Source organism: Vibrio sp. VGrn 2, assembly GCF_009361695.1.
GTDB classification, from domain to species: Bacteria; Pseudomonadota; Gammaproteobacteria; order Enterobacterales; family Vibrionaceae; genus Vibrio; species Vibrio diabolicus.
In genome coordinates this window covers 218,300-234,459 of the sequence record NZ_RBWD01000001.1, presented here as the reverse complement: position 1 = coordinate 234,459, position 16,160 = coordinate 218,300, and the positions used below count along the sequence as shown (strand labels likewise).

Annotated in this window: 14 protein-coding genes; 4 read left to right on the top strand and 10 right to left on the bottom strand. The window is 45.2% G+C overall.

Annotation, left to right across the window (positions count from 1 at the left end):
- The first annotated feature begins 19 nt into the window (after positions 1-19).
- Entirely contained in the window at positions 20-466 is a 447-nt protein-coding gene (locus D8S93_RS01150; protein ID WP_053809238.1) for a hypothetical protein, read from the top strand.
- Positions 467-530: 64 nt separating this feature from the next.
- Here the strand turns inward: D8S93_RS01150 and D8S93_RS01145 are convergent, their stop codons facing one another.
- Positions 531-1,034, bottom strand: a complete 504-nt coding sequence (locus D8S93_RS01145) for a GNAT family N-acetyltransferase (protein ID WP_152811656.1) — start codon at positions 1,032-1,034, stop codon at positions 531-533.
- Complete coding sequence (ubiT, locus tag D8S93_RS01140) at positions 1,018-1,545, bottom strand: ubiquinone anaerobic biosynthesis accessory factor UbiT (protein ID WP_005394645.1); 528 nt, start codon at positions 1,543-1,545, stop codon at positions 1,018-1,020. Before ubiT ends, D8S93_RS01145 begins: the two co-directional genes overlap by 17 nt.
- A gap of 362 nt (positions 1,546-1,907) precedes the next feature.
- Here ubiT and D8S93_RS01130 point away from each other — a divergent pair, with 362 nt between their 5' ends.
- The 3 genes from D8S93_RS01130 to D8S93_RS01120 all read left to right on the top strand — a co-directional run bounded on the left by D8S93_RS01130 (position 1,908) and on the right by D8S93_RS01120 (position 5,993).
- Positions 1,908-3,947: a bifunctional diguanylate cyclase/phosphodiesterase gene (locus tag D8S93_RS01130; protein WP_152811654.1), complete on the top strand. Its 2,040-nt coding sequence runs from the start codon at positions 1,908-1,910 to the stop codon at positions 3,945-3,947.
- A gap of 133 nt (positions 3,948-4,080) precedes the next feature.
- Entirely contained in the window at positions 4,081-5,094 is a 1,014-nt protein-coding gene (ubiU, locus tag D8S93_RS01125) for a ubiquinone anaerobic biosynthesis protein UbiU (RefSeq protein WP_152811653.1), read from the top strand.
- Positions 5,095-5,114: 20 nt separating this feature from the next.
- Positions 5,115-5,993 (top strand): U32 family peptidase, encoded by an 879-nt coding sequence (locus tag D8S93_RS01120; RefSeq protein WP_193621560.1) that lies wholly within the window; start codon positions 5,115-5,117, stop codon positions 5,991-5,993.
- Positions 5,994-6,046: 53 nt separating this feature from the next.
- Here the strand turns inward: D8S93_RS01120 and D8S93_RS01115 are convergent, their stop codons facing one another.
- From D8S93_RS01115 to infB, 8 genes are all read right to left on the bottom strand, one after another.
- Positions 6,047-7,393 carry an MATE family efflux transporter gene (locus D8S93_RS01115; RefSeq protein ID WP_152811649.1) on the bottom strand — a complete coding sequence of 449 codons (1,347 nt, stop codon included), beginning with the start codon at positions 7,391-7,393 and terminating at the stop codon, positions 6,047-6,049.
- Positions 7,394-7,517: 124 nt separating this feature from the next.
- Positions 7,518-7,940 (bottom strand): MarR family winged helix-turn-helix transcriptional regulator, encoded by a 423-nt coding sequence (locus D8S93_RS01110; protein WP_005394653.1) that lies wholly within the window; start codon positions 7,938-7,940, stop codon positions 7,518-7,520.
- 98 nt (positions 7,941-8,038) lie between these two features.
- The gene (gene nlpI / locus D8S93_RS01105; protein ID WP_012841449.1) at positions 8,039-8,959 is read right to left on the bottom strand and encodes a lipoprotein NlpI; all 921 of its coding nucleotides are present in this window, start codon (positions 8,957-8,959) and stop codon (positions 8,039-8,041) included.
- Between the two features lie 179 nt (positions 8,960-9,138).
- Complete coding sequence (gene pnp, locus D8S93_RS01100) at positions 9,139-11,274, bottom strand: polyribonucleotide nucleotidyltransferase (RefSeq protein WP_005394655.1); 2,136 nt, start codon at positions 11,272-11,274, stop codon at positions 9,139-9,141.
- 292 nt (positions 11,275-11,566) lie between these two features.
- Positions 11,567-11,836: a 30S ribosomal protein S15 gene (gene rpsO / locus D8S93_RS01095; protein WP_005380094.1), complete on the bottom strand. Its 270-nt coding sequence runs from the start codon at positions 11,834-11,836 to the stop codon at positions 11,567-11,569.
- Positions 11,837-11,977: 141 nt separating this feature from the next.
- Positions 11,978-12,931 carry a tRNA pseudouridine(55) synthase TruB gene (truB, locus tag D8S93_RS01090; protein ID WP_005394656.1) on the bottom strand — a complete coding sequence of 318 codons (954 nt, stop codon included), beginning with the start codon at positions 12,929-12,931 and terminating at the stop codon, positions 11,978-11,980.
- Positions 12,931-13,326: a 30S ribosome-binding factor RbfA gene (rbfA, locus tag D8S93_RS01085; protein ID WP_005394657.1), complete on the bottom strand. Its 396-nt coding sequence runs from the start codon at positions 13,324-13,326 to the stop codon at positions 12,931-12,933. The genes truB and rbfA overlap by 1 nt, the downstream gene beginning before the upstream one ends.
- 114 nt (positions 13,327-13,440) lie before the next feature.
- On the bottom strand, positions 13,441-16,149 hold the full coding sequence (gene infB, locus D8S93_RS01080) for a translation initiation factor IF-2 (RefSeq protein ID WP_046875050.1): 2,709 nt from the start codon (positions 16,147-16,149) through the stop codon (positions 13,441-13,443).
- Positions 16,150-16,160: the final 11 nt, after the last annotated feature.

Genomic DNA, 16,160 nt, shown 5'->3' with positions numbered 1-16,160 from the left:
ATAACATATGAGGTACATTATGAAATTCTTACCTACACTGCTGCTTTGCGCACTGGTAGCCGCCACCAGCATGAGTGTTTTTGCTAATAGCAGCGATGAGTGGGAGCTGATTGCAACGAAAACCGTCAAATTCCAAACAGAAACGGATACCGTGACACCAAATAGCCTATTTCGAAATCGCAGCTTCAGTAAAATTAAACTGAAATGTGTGCAGGGCACGGTAGACATTAACGACTTAAAAGTCTTGATGACGGACGGTAGTGAGAAAAAGCTAACCTCTATGGGTGTGCTAACAAGTGGATTATCGACTCGTGCATGGAGCCTTCCTGGCTCAAAAGAAGCGAAGCTAAAACAGATTGAAATGACTTACAGTAGTTGGGGCAGCAGAAAACTCAATGTTTTAGGGCTAAGTAAGAAAGCAAAAATAGAGGTTTGGGGTAAGAAGAAAAGTGACCAGTCATCTTAATCTCCCTATCTCAGTTTTCAATGAACTAAGAAAGAAGCCCACTGAGTTAGTGGGCTTCTTTCATTTACAGTTCAGAGAACTCTGGCGCGTAATCTATGCGTCCGGAGCGTCCGGCACATTGACCTTCGACCAACTCTGCGATACGAAATGCACCTTTAGGAACATCGCAAGCGCATTCGAATCCCATCTCGTCGCATGATTGAAAGCCCTGGCGCGCGTAATAATCAGGATCGCCCAACACCACACACACTGGATAGCCAAAATCACGCAGTGAATCAAAACCTTCTTTGATCAACTCTGCAGCGATGCCTTGGCGACGGTAATCTTCATGAACAGCCAATGGCGCCAGCCCTTGCCACGACAAATCTTCACCATTTAAGGTCACTGGGCTAAATAAAGCATGGCCTATCACCTCTCCCTCATCTGTACACGCGACTAAGGAAAGTGTGAATTTGCTGTTTTCGCGCAAACGCATCACAAGCTTAGCTTCAGCTTCCGTCGGGAAGGCGTGTTTCAATAAGCGGTCAATGGTAAGAATGTCCGCAGGGGCTTCAGTTCGAATAAGCATTCGCTACTCCGGTTGGTTGTGCTGGCGCTTGAACCCCTTTCTGAACAAAATCAGCCAATTGATTCAAAGCGACTTGCATTGCTTTCGGTAACTGCTCTAAGTCGACACTGTCCATTAAGTTTTTCACTTCTAAGCCAAGCTCAGTATCGCCTTCAATTGAAAGGCGACGTTGGAAGAACAGTGTGTCAGGGTCTTCTTTACGACCAGCAATCAGTACTAGGTCGTTTAGATTACCACTAAAACTCACATCTTCCTGAACTGGTTTTTCAGCTACCACTAATTTTTCGTCTTGATAGCTGATGTACCATGCTAAGTTCAAGTCTTTAATCGCAACTTTTAACCACTTGTCTTCAAGGAACTCAAAGTCACCATCTTCCAAGGCTTCTTTAAACACCATTTTTAGCCCCTCCAGCAATGCTTTTTGCTGAATTGGCTGTGGTAATAACTGGACTGGAGAACGCAAAATGTTAGCTGCGTTCTTTACTAGTTGACTGCGAATCTTGTTTAACACGTTCATTATCCGTTACTTTGTCATTAGGTTGCCTATATTAAGCAATCGTGGCAATGAGATTACTGTTATGTATCAATAAAGTGCTTATTTTAGATTGGTGGATTATTGTTCACTAACGCTTCTTTTTTTGAAGTTACGTGTATTATTGATGCGAACAGGTGGATAAACACTTTTACAACCGAATTTTCAAAGTTATAGTTATCTGAGCGTATCCATGTGATTGTCGACTGTAAAGTTAAAACCGCGAGCCCTTTAATGGCAAGCGATACTGGACTTGATAGTAGACCGCCGCAGGCTTATCAGGGTGTCGCTTTTTATACACGGACGAATAATCTGGCTCATTGGAGATCGGTAATACCCTAATGCCTTCCCAGCAATTAAAACATTGGTTTGCCACGCTAACCTCAAATAGCCCTTTCTTCTTTGCCATTCTTGATAAAAAACACAATTATCGAATGGTAAGTGACCGTTACTGCGATATCGCAGGTTTAAGTCATGAGGAAATCATCGGCTTAAACGATTGCCAGGTACTGGGTGAGCAGTTTTATAAAAAGCTGGCCCCTTACTATCAGCGTGCATTCAAAGGAACGCATGTCGAAGCCGAAATCACCCTCGATGAAACCGACCTTGAAACCAGCCTGCACTTTAGTCTGTCACCGGTTTTTGAAGGTAACGAAATTCGCTTTGTCGTTTTTCACGCCGTGGATACTTCAGAAAAGCAGATCCTCGTACGCTCCTTAGAGGAGTCCGAAAGTAAGTTTGCGAAATTAACACAACTACTGCCTGACGGTCTGCTGCTTATCGAAGATGACATTATCATCTCTGCCAACCCTGCATCAGCACGCCTTCTGGGACTGAACTCTCCCCATGAGTTGCTAGGCGAAGAGCTCAGCCGTTTATTCATCGATGAAAACAGCAAGAAAGTGTTTAGTCATCGTTTGAGTACATTAATTTCTGAAAAGCCTTTTGTTTGCTTAACCAGCGCGAGATGTGGCTTTGAACGAAAAGTTCAGTTACACGCAGATTCTACGGCGATATTAGGCAGCGAGTCTCAAATCATCTTGATCCAAGACGCTGACGATACACCTAAGAATTTGTCTTCTGCATCGAATGAAGACATACATATTGATTCGCTCACCAAACTGTACAACCGCTTTGGTTTTACCAAACGTTTGGAACAGCTGATCAAAAAGCAAACGCCGCTTCTGGTGTTCTATTTGGATATCGATAACTTCAAAAACATTAATGACTCACTTGGTCACCACATTGGCGATAAAGTGATTCAAGAGGTATCGGCCCGTCTTAAACGATTACTGCCAAATCAAGCGATTATTGGTCATTTGGGTGGCGATGAGTTTGGCGTCATTCTGCCAGAACCAGAAAATACCCGCATGGCTGAAATTTTGTCAGATCGCATTATCTCGTTGATCAACCAGCCTTTCGACTTGCACCACTTCAGTAAACGCCTTGCGTGCTCAATTGGTAGCGTTCGTTACCCTGAAGACGGGCAAGATGCGCGAATCCTGCTACAAAATGCTGATACTGCGATGTATGAAGCCAAAGATCGTGGCCGAAATCGCCTGATCAAATTTAATGACCAGATGAACAAAGAAGCGCGCATGCGTTTGTGGCTTGAAATCGAACTGCAAAAAGCATTGCAGCAGAACGGTTTAGAAGTGTGGTATCAACCAAAGGTTAACGCGCGTGACTTCAGCATTAACGGTGCCGAAGCGCTCGTTCGTTGGAAACACCCTGTCGAAGGTTACATTAGCCCAGGTTCATTCATTCCTGTCGCCGAGCGTGCAGGGTTAATCGAACACCTTGGACGCGTCGTGATGCGTGATGTTTTCAATACGGTAAAACGTTGGAAACAACAAGGCATACTGCCAGGTCGTGTCGCTATCAACCTCTCTCCCGAGCAATTTGGTAATCCACAGCTGATCGACTTTATGGAAAAGTTGCTTCGCACTACCGAGCTTGATCCAAGCTGCATTACCTTCGAGCTAACCGAAAGTGCCGTGATGAGTGATAGCGAACATACACTGCAAATGCTGAATGCGATTAAGAAACTGGGCTTCGCCCTCTCTATCGATGACTTTGGTACCGGTTACTCTTCCCTTTCCTACTTAGCGCGCTTCCCTATCGACGAGCTGAAAATCGACCGCGCGTTTATTAACGATATCGACACGCTACCCAAACAGGTCACTGTGATTGAAAACATCATTAATCTGGGTAAGTCACTCGACTTGACGGTCGTTGCCGAGGGGGTGGAAACCCACCAGCAAGCTACTTTGCTCTCTAACCTTCAATGTAATGCGATTCAAGGATTCCATTTTTATCGCCCACAGCCAAAACATGAAATTGAAGAGCTGTTTGTACAGAATCGTCGTCACAAGAACTAACCCCGACTCGATACCCTTACTCTCAAGGGGTAAATATCGACTTTATTGAGCTAAACCTAACTTAGGTCAATTTCGCTATTCATAATTCTTCATAAAATGCGGACACCTTTTTATTCTCAATGATTGTGAGCATATGGAACTCTTGTGTCCCGCGGGTAACCTGCCTGCGTTAAAAACTGCGATTGATTGCGGTGCCGATGCCGTCTACATTGGCTTCAAAGATGATACCAACGCCCGTCACTTTGCTGGCCTCAACTTTAACGGCAAAAAGTTAGAAAAAGCGGTGCAATACGTTCACGACCGCGACAAAAAAATTCATGTCGCGTTGAATACCTTCGCTCATCCCAATGGCTTCGAGCGCTGGACGAACGCGGTAGACAATGCAGCGGCACTGGGTGTGGATGCGCTGATTATTGCAGACATTGCCGTGCTGGAGTATGCATCTCGCAAATATCCCGATCTGGAACTACACCTTTCAGTGCAAGCATCAGCGACCAACGTCGCAGCCATTGATTTTTATAAACAGAACTTCAACGTAAAACGTGTGGTACTACCTCGCGTCTTATCGATTCATCAGGTGAAACAGCTTTCGCGCAACATCACTAGCGATGTCGAATTAGAAGTCTTTGCTTTTGGTAGCCTTTGTATTATGTCCGAAGGCCGTTGTTATTTGTCATCATACATGACGGGTGAGTCCCCAAACACTGTGGGTGCCTGTTCTCCTGCCAAATACGTTCGTTGGCAAGAAACTGATCAAGGTCTTGAGTCTCGTCTAAACAACATCCTAATTGACCGCTACTGCGCAGGAGAAAACGCAGGCTACCCTACACTCTGTAAAGGTCGTTTTGAAACAGAAATTGATGGTGAGAAAAAACGCTATCATGCTCTGGAAGAGCCAACCAGTTTGAACACCCTTTCGATGCTGCCAGAACTGTTTGCCGCTAATGTCGCATCTGTAAAAATTGAAGGGCGCCAACGCAGCCCAGCTTACGTAGAGCAAGTCACTCGAACATGGCGAGCCGCGATTGATCGCTACCAAGCCAACCCAGAAGCTTACCAAGTTGAAGCCGCATGGGATGCGACGCTCGCAAATGTGTCGGAAGGAACGCAAACCACCCTAGGTGCTTACCACCGTAAATGGCAGTAGAGGTTAAGATGGATAACTCAATGAAATACGCACTTGGCCCACTACTCTATTTTTGGCCAAAACAAGATGTAGAAGCCTTCTACCAACAAGCAAAACAAAGCTCTGCAGACATTATTTACCTGGGTGAATCGGTTTGCTCTAAACGCAGAGAAATGAAACCAGCCCACTGGTTGGAAATCGCTAAAGACTTATCTGCCTCTGGCAAGCAAGTCGTTATCTCTACGATGGCGCTACTGGAAGCACCAAGTGAAGTAAACATCATGAAGAAGTACATCAATAACGGTGACTTCGCCATTGAGGCTAATGACGTATCGGCGGTTCAATTAGCATCAGAGCATAAAGTGCCTTTCGTCGTTGGTCCTGCAATCAATACTTATAACGCACACACGCTCAACTTATTTTTGAAGCAAGGTATGATGCGTTGGTGCATGCCTGTCGAGCTCTCTCGCGAATGGTTAAACGATACTTTAGTTCAGTGTGACGACCTGGGTATTCGTAACAAGTTTGAAGTTGAGGTATTTAGCCACGGTTATTTACCTTTAGCGTATTCCGCTCGCTGTTTCACAGCCCGAGCTGAAAACCGAGCGAAAGACGATTGCGAAACCTGCTGTATCAAATACCCTACGGGAATCCAGGTCAGTAGCCAAGAAGGGCAAGAAGTCTTTAACCTTAACGGCATTCAAACGCAATCAGGGTATTGTTATAACCTGATCAATGACTTACCAAGTATGCAAGGCCTGGTTGATGTGGTCCGATTAAGTCCTCTCGGTGTGAGTACACTTTCTGAGTTAGAGCATTTTCGCTCAAACGAGCACGGCGACAACCCTGAAAAACTTGAAAGCCGCCAATGCAATGGCTATTGGCATCAGCTAGCTGGCTTAGAAGTAAAAAACATTTAGCTCCCCAAAAAAGAAAAGCGAGGCCCAACCTCGCTTTTCTCTATCAGCCATTGTTAACAGGCTTGCACTGTTGGCTCAGCCGAAGTTTCGTTTAGCAGCTTTTTCACGTCCCGCCACAACATACTGACCACAACTAAACTCAGCGCAATATTGGACAATGGGAAAGCCAGCCAAATGCCTGTCACGCCAAACAGTTTCGGCATAACGAATAAAAACGGCAGTTGAACCAACATGTTGCCTAGTGTCACAAACATGGCTTTGCTGCCTTTGTTTACCGATTGGTAGTACGCAGCCGCCACGACTAAAAAGCCATCTAGGAACAACGCAAACATGTGTAAACGAATCCCGATCACCGTGCTATCAATCAACTGTTGATCAGCATTGTTAAACACCGAGACCAACTCGTACGGGAAAAGGTTCATCAAACCCACAAACGCTACACCACCAAGCATAGATGTCCCCATTGCGACTTGCAGTAATTTCCTGACGTTCGCCTGGTTGCGCGCCCCGTGATTGAAACTCACTAGAGGTTGCATACCGTTCGCGATTCCCTCTGCAATCAGATAGTAAACCGTCACGATATATCCCAAAATGGCATACGCCCCGATCAACATTGCACTTCCGTACTGAGCAAATAATGCGTTGTGCATTGCCACCATCACAGAGCCGTACGCGTACATAAAGAAGCTAGATGTACCGATCATTATAATCTTTGGTGCAACATCAACTTGAACCTTAAAGTCACTGATTCGAAGGCGTAAGGTCGCTTTTGAAGTAAAGAAGTAACCAATACCAAGCACGGTTACCACCAATTGTGCCAGCGCTGTAGCAATGGCCGCTCCGGTTAACTCCCACCCCAACCAAGCAATAAATACGTAGTCTAATACAATATTAATGACAGCACCGATGACCATCAGCATCGTTGCTAAGTTCGGGCTGTCGTCATTGCGTAAAAGAAATGGAACCGCGATAGAGCCTAGCGTAAATACGCACGCGACAATCAGAATATGCAGATATTGCAGCGCGAGTTCAAACACTCGCCCTTCCGCCCCCTGCCAGCGAATAAATTCATCGGCAAAATAGAACAATATGGTAGCAACGACCGGCATCAATATCGCTAACAACCCCAATCCGGTCGTTAAAATACGCTTCGCGCCCTCATGATCGTTTTCTCCTTGCTTAATCGACGTTAGCGCACCAGTCCCCACGCCAATCATCATCCCTATACCAAGGATGGAACCGATGATCGGCCACGCAACATTGATCCCTGCTAATCCGTCAGCACCAACATAACGGCCAATAAAAATGCCATCAACTATTTGATATAAACCGTTCACGAGCATTGCTGCGACGGTTGGAATCGTATATTTCCAAAACTGTCTATAAATTGAGTTTTGCATGACTGCCACCAGTAGTTAGCAAAGCTAACCATTTAATTAGCAAGACTAACTAAATAGTTAAATTAAATAAAAGAAAAATGAAACACCAAAGGCTAATGCGTACAGCGGAGGCCTTTGGTTTAATTTAAAATGACTTATTGCTCAATGCTTTATTCAGTAAAGCTTGTAACTGCTCAGCTTCTTGCTGATTTAATTGTTGCATCATTTGTTCAGAGATATCTTTGTAAACCACCTGCTCCAAAGACATTTTTTCTGCGACTTCTTCTGTCAGCAATACACGCTTAGCACGGGCATCCTCATTACATGCGATGCGTTTCACTAAACCCTTTTTTTCCAAACGAACAACCATTGTCGATGCGGAAGGCTTAGTCACTTGCAACTCTTCTGCAAGATCGGTTATTCGTACACCCTCAGGGTAAACCTGAATCACACGTAAATAATCGAACTCATTAAAGCTTAGATGTGATAACGGATCTTCTTTGGCATAAACACGCCAAGCTTTGGCGCAAAAACGCTCTAAATCAATCAAGCTTTCTTCTAGTGCCATAAAAGCCACCACCACTTAGTTAGCAAGGCTAACTATTTTAAATGAGTCACTCATCAAGTTCAATCATAAAAAAGCCGCTCTCATCGAGCGGCTCTAAATCATTCAATTTCCTGCTTCTTAGCGGCCTTTAGCTTGGCTAATCTGTCTTGCTGTAATTGATCGTAGATTTGTGCCAGTTCCAAGAAGGAATACCGGTGCTCAACATAATCATAAACATTGAACGAAATCGCGAGCTTATAAAGTGAGATGGCACTTGCGATGTCACCTTCAAGCTGATTACGCTTTCCAAGGTAGAAATACGTTTCCGTCAATCGTTCAGCTAGGCGATAGTTCTCTCTCGTTCCATCCATAATAGCTTTAAGAGCGTCTTCGTCCGAGACGTCTCGTAGCATGATAGCAACAAGAACCCATCCCCACTCTTCACTACGATCTCGTAAATAACGCTGTTGAAGATTGGCTTTTGCTTGCTCTGGATTTTGCTCAGCTTCGATGATGTACAGCCATAATGAACGAAAAGGATCCGTTGGCATTTCTTGATAGTGCTTGGTCATATCTTCTAAAGCGAGATCGATTCGGCCACCATAATACAGTGCAATCGCACGGTTGCGCTCAGCATAGGTATTATCCGGAGCCAACTCTATGGTCGAGTCAAACGCTTCATAAGCCGCGTCAAACTCCCCCACTTGGGTGAAATACACCCCCAAAAGATTGAAGATATCCGGTTGAGCAGGATTCAACTGCAAAGACTGGTTAAAGTCCAAACGGGCAAGATCACGCAAACCAACGCTATCGTAGTAGCTACCGCGCTCATAATGCATTTTAGCGCGTACTTCATCACTGAGATCAGGACGTTGTAGCAACTGCGATAAACGCGCGATTTGTACTTCTTGTTGAACGCTAGGCTGAAGTGGCACCGCCATCGGTGGATATAGCCACTTTTGTGCTGATTGCTGAGAAGTATTTGCACAACCGGTCAGCGCGATAGCAACACATAAACTTGCGGTTTGAAACCATTTCACTAATTGATACTCCTGTTTGGACCGCTCAAAATTTATTTCTCTTAATGCAATATAGGCGATAACCTCGTTTGAGGTTAATGCGTCGAAATAAACCAAAAAAAGGGGAGCGAAAATGCTCCCCTTTTATAACATGCTTTCAGGCCCTTAATCTAATAAAAGGCTGAAAGTCTCATTTTGTCTTACTCGTCTTTCGCAGCTGGTGCTTCAGCAGCAGCTTCTTCAGCTGGCTTTTCTACCGCTTCTTTCATGCTTAGACGTACACGGCCTTGGCGGTCGATTTCAAGAACTTTAACTTGAACTTCTTGGCCTTCAGCTAGGTAGTCAGACACTTTCTCAACACGTTTTTCTGCGATTTGAGAAATGTGTACCAGACCATCTTTGCCTGGAAGAACCGTTACAAATGCACCGAAGTCAGCTAGACGTGCAACTTTACCCGTGTAGATACGGCCAACTTCAACTTCAGCAGTGATCTCTTCGATACGGCGGATAGCTTCTTTCGCAGCAGTGCCTTCAGTTGCAGCAATCTTGATAGTACCGTCGTCTTCGATTTCGATAGTTGTACCAGTCTCTTCAGTTAGAGCTCGGATAACTGCACCACCTTTACCGATAACGTCTTTGATCTTCTCTGCGCTGATCTTCATTGTGTGAATACGAGGAGCAAATTCAGAGATGTCTTCACGAGCACCAGAGATTGCTTCATCCATTACAGATAGGATGTGCTTACGTGCGCCTTGAGCTTGGTTAAGCGCAATTTGCATGATTTCTTTAGTGATGCCTTCGATCTTGATGTCCATTTGAAGAGCAGTGATACCAGTGTTAGTACCTGCTACTTTAAAGTCCATATCACCTAGATGGTCTTCGTCACCAAGGATGTCAGAAAGAACAACGAAGTCGTCGCCTTCTTTAACAAGGCCCATTGCGATACCCGCAACAGAAGACTTGATTGGCACACCTGCGTCCATAAGCGCAAGAGACGTACCACATACAGAAGCCATTGAAGATGAACCGTTAGATTCAGTGATTTCCGATACAACACGTACTGTGTATGGGAATTCATCTACTGATGGCATTACTGCTGCGATACCACGTTTAGCCAGTTTACCGTGGCCGATTTCACGACGCTTAGGAGAACCTACAAAACCAGTCTCACCTACACAGTATGGAGGGAAGTTGTAGTGTAGTAGGAAGTGATCTTTACGCTCGCCTGTTAGCTCATCAATGATTTGAGCATCACGCTGAGTACCTAGAGTTGCCGTCACGATAGCCTGAGTTTCACCACGAGTGAATAGTGCGCTACCGTGTGTGCGAGGAAGAACACCAGTGCGTACATCTAGTGCACGAACCATGTCTTTTTCACGGCCATCAATACGAGGGTTACCCGCGATAATGCTACGACGTACAACTGTTTTCTCTAGATCATGGAAGATAGTGTGGATTTCTTTTGTATCCGCTTCAGGATCTTCAGCAAGAAGAACTTCATTTACTTCCGCAGCGATCTCATTGATACGGTCGTAACGAGCCATCTTCTCAGTGATTTTGTAAGCCTCAACAAGCTTCGCTTCTGCTAGCTCAGCAATCTTATCTTTAAGCGCTGTGTTTTCTTCAGGAGCAACCCAATCCCAAGCAGGAGTTGCCACTTCTGCTTTGAATTCGTTGATAGCTTTGATAGCAACTTGTTGTTGATCATGACCGTAAACAACCGCTGCTAGCATTTCTTCTTCAGTTAGGTTGTCCGCTTCTGATTCAACCATCAGTACGGCTGATTCTGTACCAGCAACAACAAGATCAAGCTTAGAAGTTTCTAGTTCAGTCTGGCTAGGGTTAAGTACAAGCTGACCATCGATATGACCGACACGCGCCGCACCGATAGGGCCGTTGAATGGAATGCCCGAGATAGCAAGAGCAGCAGAAGTACCGATCATTGTAACGATATCTGGCTGAACATCTGGGTTTACAGACATTACTGTCGCGATAACCTGAACTTCGTTTTTAAACGCGTCTGGGAATAGCGGACGGATTGGACGGTCGATTAGACGAGCTGTTAGCGTTTCGCCTTCAGAAGGACGACCTTCACGCTTGAAGAAACCGCCTGGGATTTTACCCGCAGCGTAAGTACGCTCTTGGTAGTTAACCGTTAGTGGGAAGAAGTCTTGACCTGCAACGGCTTCTTTTTTACCTACAACAGATACGAATACAGACGTATCATCCATTGTGACCATAACTGCTGCTGTAGCTTGACGTGCAATAACGCCAGTTTCTAAAGTAACTGTGTGGTTACCGTACTGGAACGTTTTAACAACTGGTTTTTCGAACATTGTTATTCCTTGTTTCTAATCTTCCTTTAGTGCTTAAAGAAATCTTAGATGTGTTAATTGACACTCAAGGCATTACGAATCGCGACTAGTAAAAAGAAACTCGGAAATTCCTTTTGAATAGTCGCGACCTTTTGGTCGACGTGGTTGACTGTAATGCTATGAGCTTTTGAGAAAACCTCTTACGAGGTTTAGCCGCCAGTATTATAACGGCATAAGTCTAATTTGGCTAAATTTAGGCAACAAAAAAGGGGCATAAAGCCCCTTTTTAGACAAACTGCTATGCAGTCGCTGATTAGCGACGTAGGCCTAGACGTTTGATTAGGTCTTGGTAGCGAGCTAGGTTTTTACCTTTTAGGTAATCTAGAAGCTTACGACGACGAGAAACCATGCGTAGAAGACCACGACGGCTGTGGTGATCGCCTTTGTGCGCTTTGAAGTGACCTTGTAGGTGGTTGATAGAAGCTGTAAGTAGAGCTACTTGAACTTCTGGTGAACCAGTGTCGCCTTCGCCTTGTGCGTATTCTGCAACGATTGCTGCTTTAGTTTCTGCATTCAGAGACATAATTCTCTCCTAATAAGAGTAGGTTTAAAGTTGTAGCAGCCAATCTCTGATTCAGCCGCTACGCGAAGCGCGGATTATAGGGAAATTTCCTATCTCGTGCAATATAAAAATACCGACACTCAGGTCGGTATTTTCAATCATTTACTTGGATGCGACGTCATCTCGAAACACGACCAATCGCTTAGGAGCAATTTTGCCATCTTCATTCATTTCGCCTACGCCAATAAACAAACGCTCTTCACCCATGGTAAGGCGAAGTGAGCCTTCGGTGGGCGCACCAAATACTTGAACAGGTTGCCCATGCTGAACCATATCCGCCAGTTCAGGCACTAAGTTGACTTCTGGTAAGTCTTCTACCGCTGTATCCATTGGTAACAGCAATGGGTCCAGTAGTTCTCGAGGAGCCCGTTCTTCACGGTGTGCTTGCTCTAGTAACTCATTCAGTTGCTCAAGTGTCACCATCTTCTCGTAAGGGTATTTCGCAACACCAGTGCGTCGAAGCATAGTTACGTGCGCACCACAACCTAACATTTCGCCTAGGTCATCCACGATGGTACGAATGTAGGTACCTTTTGAGCAATGAACTTCCATCTCGACTTCATCGCCTTCAAAACGGTGAAGAACAATCTCGTATACCGTGATCTTACGAGATTCACGCGGAACTTCGATGCCTTTGCGAGCGTATTCATACAAGGGTTTCCCTTGATATTTCAACGCTGAAAACATGGAAGGTACTTGATCAGATTCGCCACGGAACTTCTCAATGCACGCTTCTAGCTTGTCTAACGTAACATCGATTGGACGTGTCTCTACGACTTCACCATCCGAGTCAGACGTGTTGGTACGTTCACCAAGCTTTGCGATCACACGGTAGCGTTTATCAGAATCTAGAAGAAATTGAGAAAACTTCGTCGCTTCACCCAAGCAAATTGGCAGCATGCCTGTCGCTAATGGGTCCAAGGCACCAGTGTGGCCTGCTTTCTCAGCAAAGTAGATTCGCTTTACTTTTTGCAGTGCATCATTGGAAGAGATGCCTGTTGGTTTGTCCAACAGTATAACGCCATTAATTGGACGACCTTTACGACGACGAGCCATTATTCTTCGTCCTCACGACCAGAGTCTTTTTGCTTTTTCTTGTCTGAGCTTACCACTTCAGACACTAGGTTAGACATACGCATACCTTCAACAAGCGTATTGTCATAATGGAAGCGGATTTCTGGCGTTAGACGTAGGCGAATGCGCTTACCTAACATCATGCGAATGTGCACTTCGTGCTCACGTAGCGCTGCTAGACATGATTCTGGTGTTTGCTCGCCCACACATAGGAAGGTCACAAATACTTTTGCGTAAGCTAGGTCACGAGAAACTTCTACGTCTGAGATCGTTACCATGCCAAGGCGTGAGTCACGAACTTCACGTTGAAGGATCATCGCTAGTTCTTTTTGCAGCTGCTGTGCAACGCGCTGCGTGCGGCTAAATTCTTTTGACATATCTTTACTCTTATATAGAAAGAATGGGGGGTTGGTCAAAGCCAGCCCCCCATGGTGTATTCAACAACCAATTACTACTTATCTTTCAAAGACAATATTAGTAATTTTAGTCAATTAGTCTAGAGTACGTTTAATTTCAACGATTTCGAAGACTTCGATTTGGTCACCAACGCGAACATCATTGTAGTTCTTAACGCCGATACCACATTCGTAGCCATTCTTAACTTCTTGAACGTCATCTTTGAAACGACGTAGTGACTCTAGTTCACCTTCGTAAATAACAACGTTATCACGTAGTACACGGATTGGGTTGTTACGCTTGATCACACCTTCTGTAACCATACAACCAGCGATAGCGCCCAGTTTCGGTGACTTAAACACGTCACGAACTTCAGCAAGACCAATGATCTCTTGCTTGAATTCTGGAGCAAGCATACCGCCCATTGCTTGTTTAACTTCGTCAATCAATTGGTAAATGATTGAGTAGTAACGTAAGTCAACAGCTGCGGCTTCTACAGCACGGCGAGCAGAAGCATCTGCACGAACGTTAAAGCCAAGGATGATTGCGTTTGAAGCTTCCGCTAGTACTACGTCAGTTTCCGTAATACCACCAACACCAGAACCAACGATGTTCACTTTAACTTCGTCAGTAGATAGCTTAACTAGTGAATCTGCGATTGCTTCTACAGAACCTTGAACGTCTGCTTTAAGTACAACGTTAAGTTCAGCAACTTCACCAGCAGTCATGTTAGAGAACATGTTCTCTAGTTTAGATTTCTGCTGACGAGCAAGTTTCACTTCACGGAACTTACCAGCACGGTAGTTAGCTACTTCACGCGCTTTACGCTCGTCACGAACTACTGTTGCTTCATCACCTGAAGATGGTACACCTGAAAGACCTAGGATCTCTACAGGGATAGATGGGCCAGCCGAAGTAATTTCTTTACCTAGCTCATCACGCATTGCACGAACACGGCCGTATTCTTGACCACAAAGAACGATGTCGCCTTTGTTTAGTGTACCTGATTGAACAAGTACTGTTGCAACTGGACCACGACCTTTATCTAGACGAGATTCAACAACAACACCAGACGCCATGCCTTCTTTCACTGCTGTAAGTTCTAGAACTTCAGATTGAAGAAGGATTGCTTCTAGAAGAGCGTCAACGTTTGTACCCTGTTTCGCAGAGATGTGAACAAAGATGTTCTCACCGCCCCACTCCTCAGGAATAACATCGTATTGAGCAAGCTCATTCTTAACGTTATCTGGGTTCGCGCCTTCTTTATCGATCTTGTTCACAGCAACAATTAGAGGAACGCCTGCCGCTTTCGCGTGCTGAATCGCTTCTACTGTTTGTGGCATTACGCCATCGTCTGCTGCAACTACAAGAACAACGATATCTGTCGCTTGAGCACCACGAGCACGCATTGCAGTAAACGCTGCGTGTCCAGGAGTATCAAGGAACGTGATCATGCCGTTGTCTGTTTCAACGTGGTACGCACCAATGTGCTGAGTAATACCACCCGCTTCGCCAGAAGCAACGTGTGTGCGACGGATGTAGTCAAGTGTTGACGTTTTACCGTGGTCAACGTGACCCATGATAGTAACAACTGGAGCACGTGGAACTGCTTCCGCGTTAGTGTCACGGTCAGATAGTACCGCTTCTTCCAGTTCGTTCTCTTTACGAAGAACTACTTTATGGCCCATTTCTTCAGCAACAAGTTGTGCTGTTTCTTGGTCGATCACTTGGTTGATAGTCGCCATAGCGCCCATCTTCATCATTACTTTGATAACTTCTGTCGCTTTAACCGACATCTTGTTAGCAAGTTCTGATAGAACGATCGTTTCGCCAATTACAACGTCTTGCTTAGCAACCGTTGCTGACTTATCAAAGCCATGCTGCATTGAAGTCGGTTTAGCAAGTTTGCCTTTACGACCTCTACCGCCACGTTGGTTGTTACGGCCACCGCGAGCTTGGTCGTCTTTACCTGAAGCTTTTTTCTTCTTACGACGACCGCTCTCTACTTTGCGATCTGCTTCATCTTCGGCTTCACGTGCGTATTGTGAAGTCGTTACATGGTAATCTGTATCTTCCATATCACCCTTTTTCTCTTCTGCAGCAGACCAACGCTCTTTATTCTTTTCAGCCAATTCGCGAGCTTCTTCAAGCTTGCGCTGACTTTCCTCTTCAGCCTTACGCTTAGCTTCTTCTTCCTGACGACGTTTAAGCTCGTCGGCCTCTTTTCGCGCTGCTTCTTGCTTAATTTTCTCTTCAGCATCACGCTTTGCTTTTTCTTCAGCATTGCGTTGTGCATTCGTATCTACGTCTCGCTTCGCTTTTTCTTCAGCTTCACGTTTCGCTTTTTCTTCCGCTTCACGTTTTGCAGCTTCTTCAGCTTCACGTTTTGCAGCTTCTTCAGCTTCACGTTTTGCAGCTTCTTCTGCTGCACGTTTTGCTGCTTCTTCTGCTTCACGTTGTGCTGCTTCTTCAGCTTCACGTTTCGCTTCATCTTCAATTGTGCTGCGCTTCACGTATGTACGTTTTTTGCGCACCTCAACCTGAACATTCTTACTCTTACCACCACCCGCGTTCACACTAAGTGTACTACGAGTTTTACGCTGAAGCGTAAGGCGAGTCGGCTCTGAATCACCTGATTTATCACCGTGTTCTTTCTTTAGATGAGAGAGAAGCTTCTGCTTCTCTTCATCAGTAACATTGTCAGAGCTCGCCTTTTTAATGCCAGCGTCAGCAAGTTGTTCAATCAAGCGGTCGACTGGCGTACCAATCTCATCACTCAGTGCTTTAACTGTTAATTGTGTCATGCCGCTTCCTC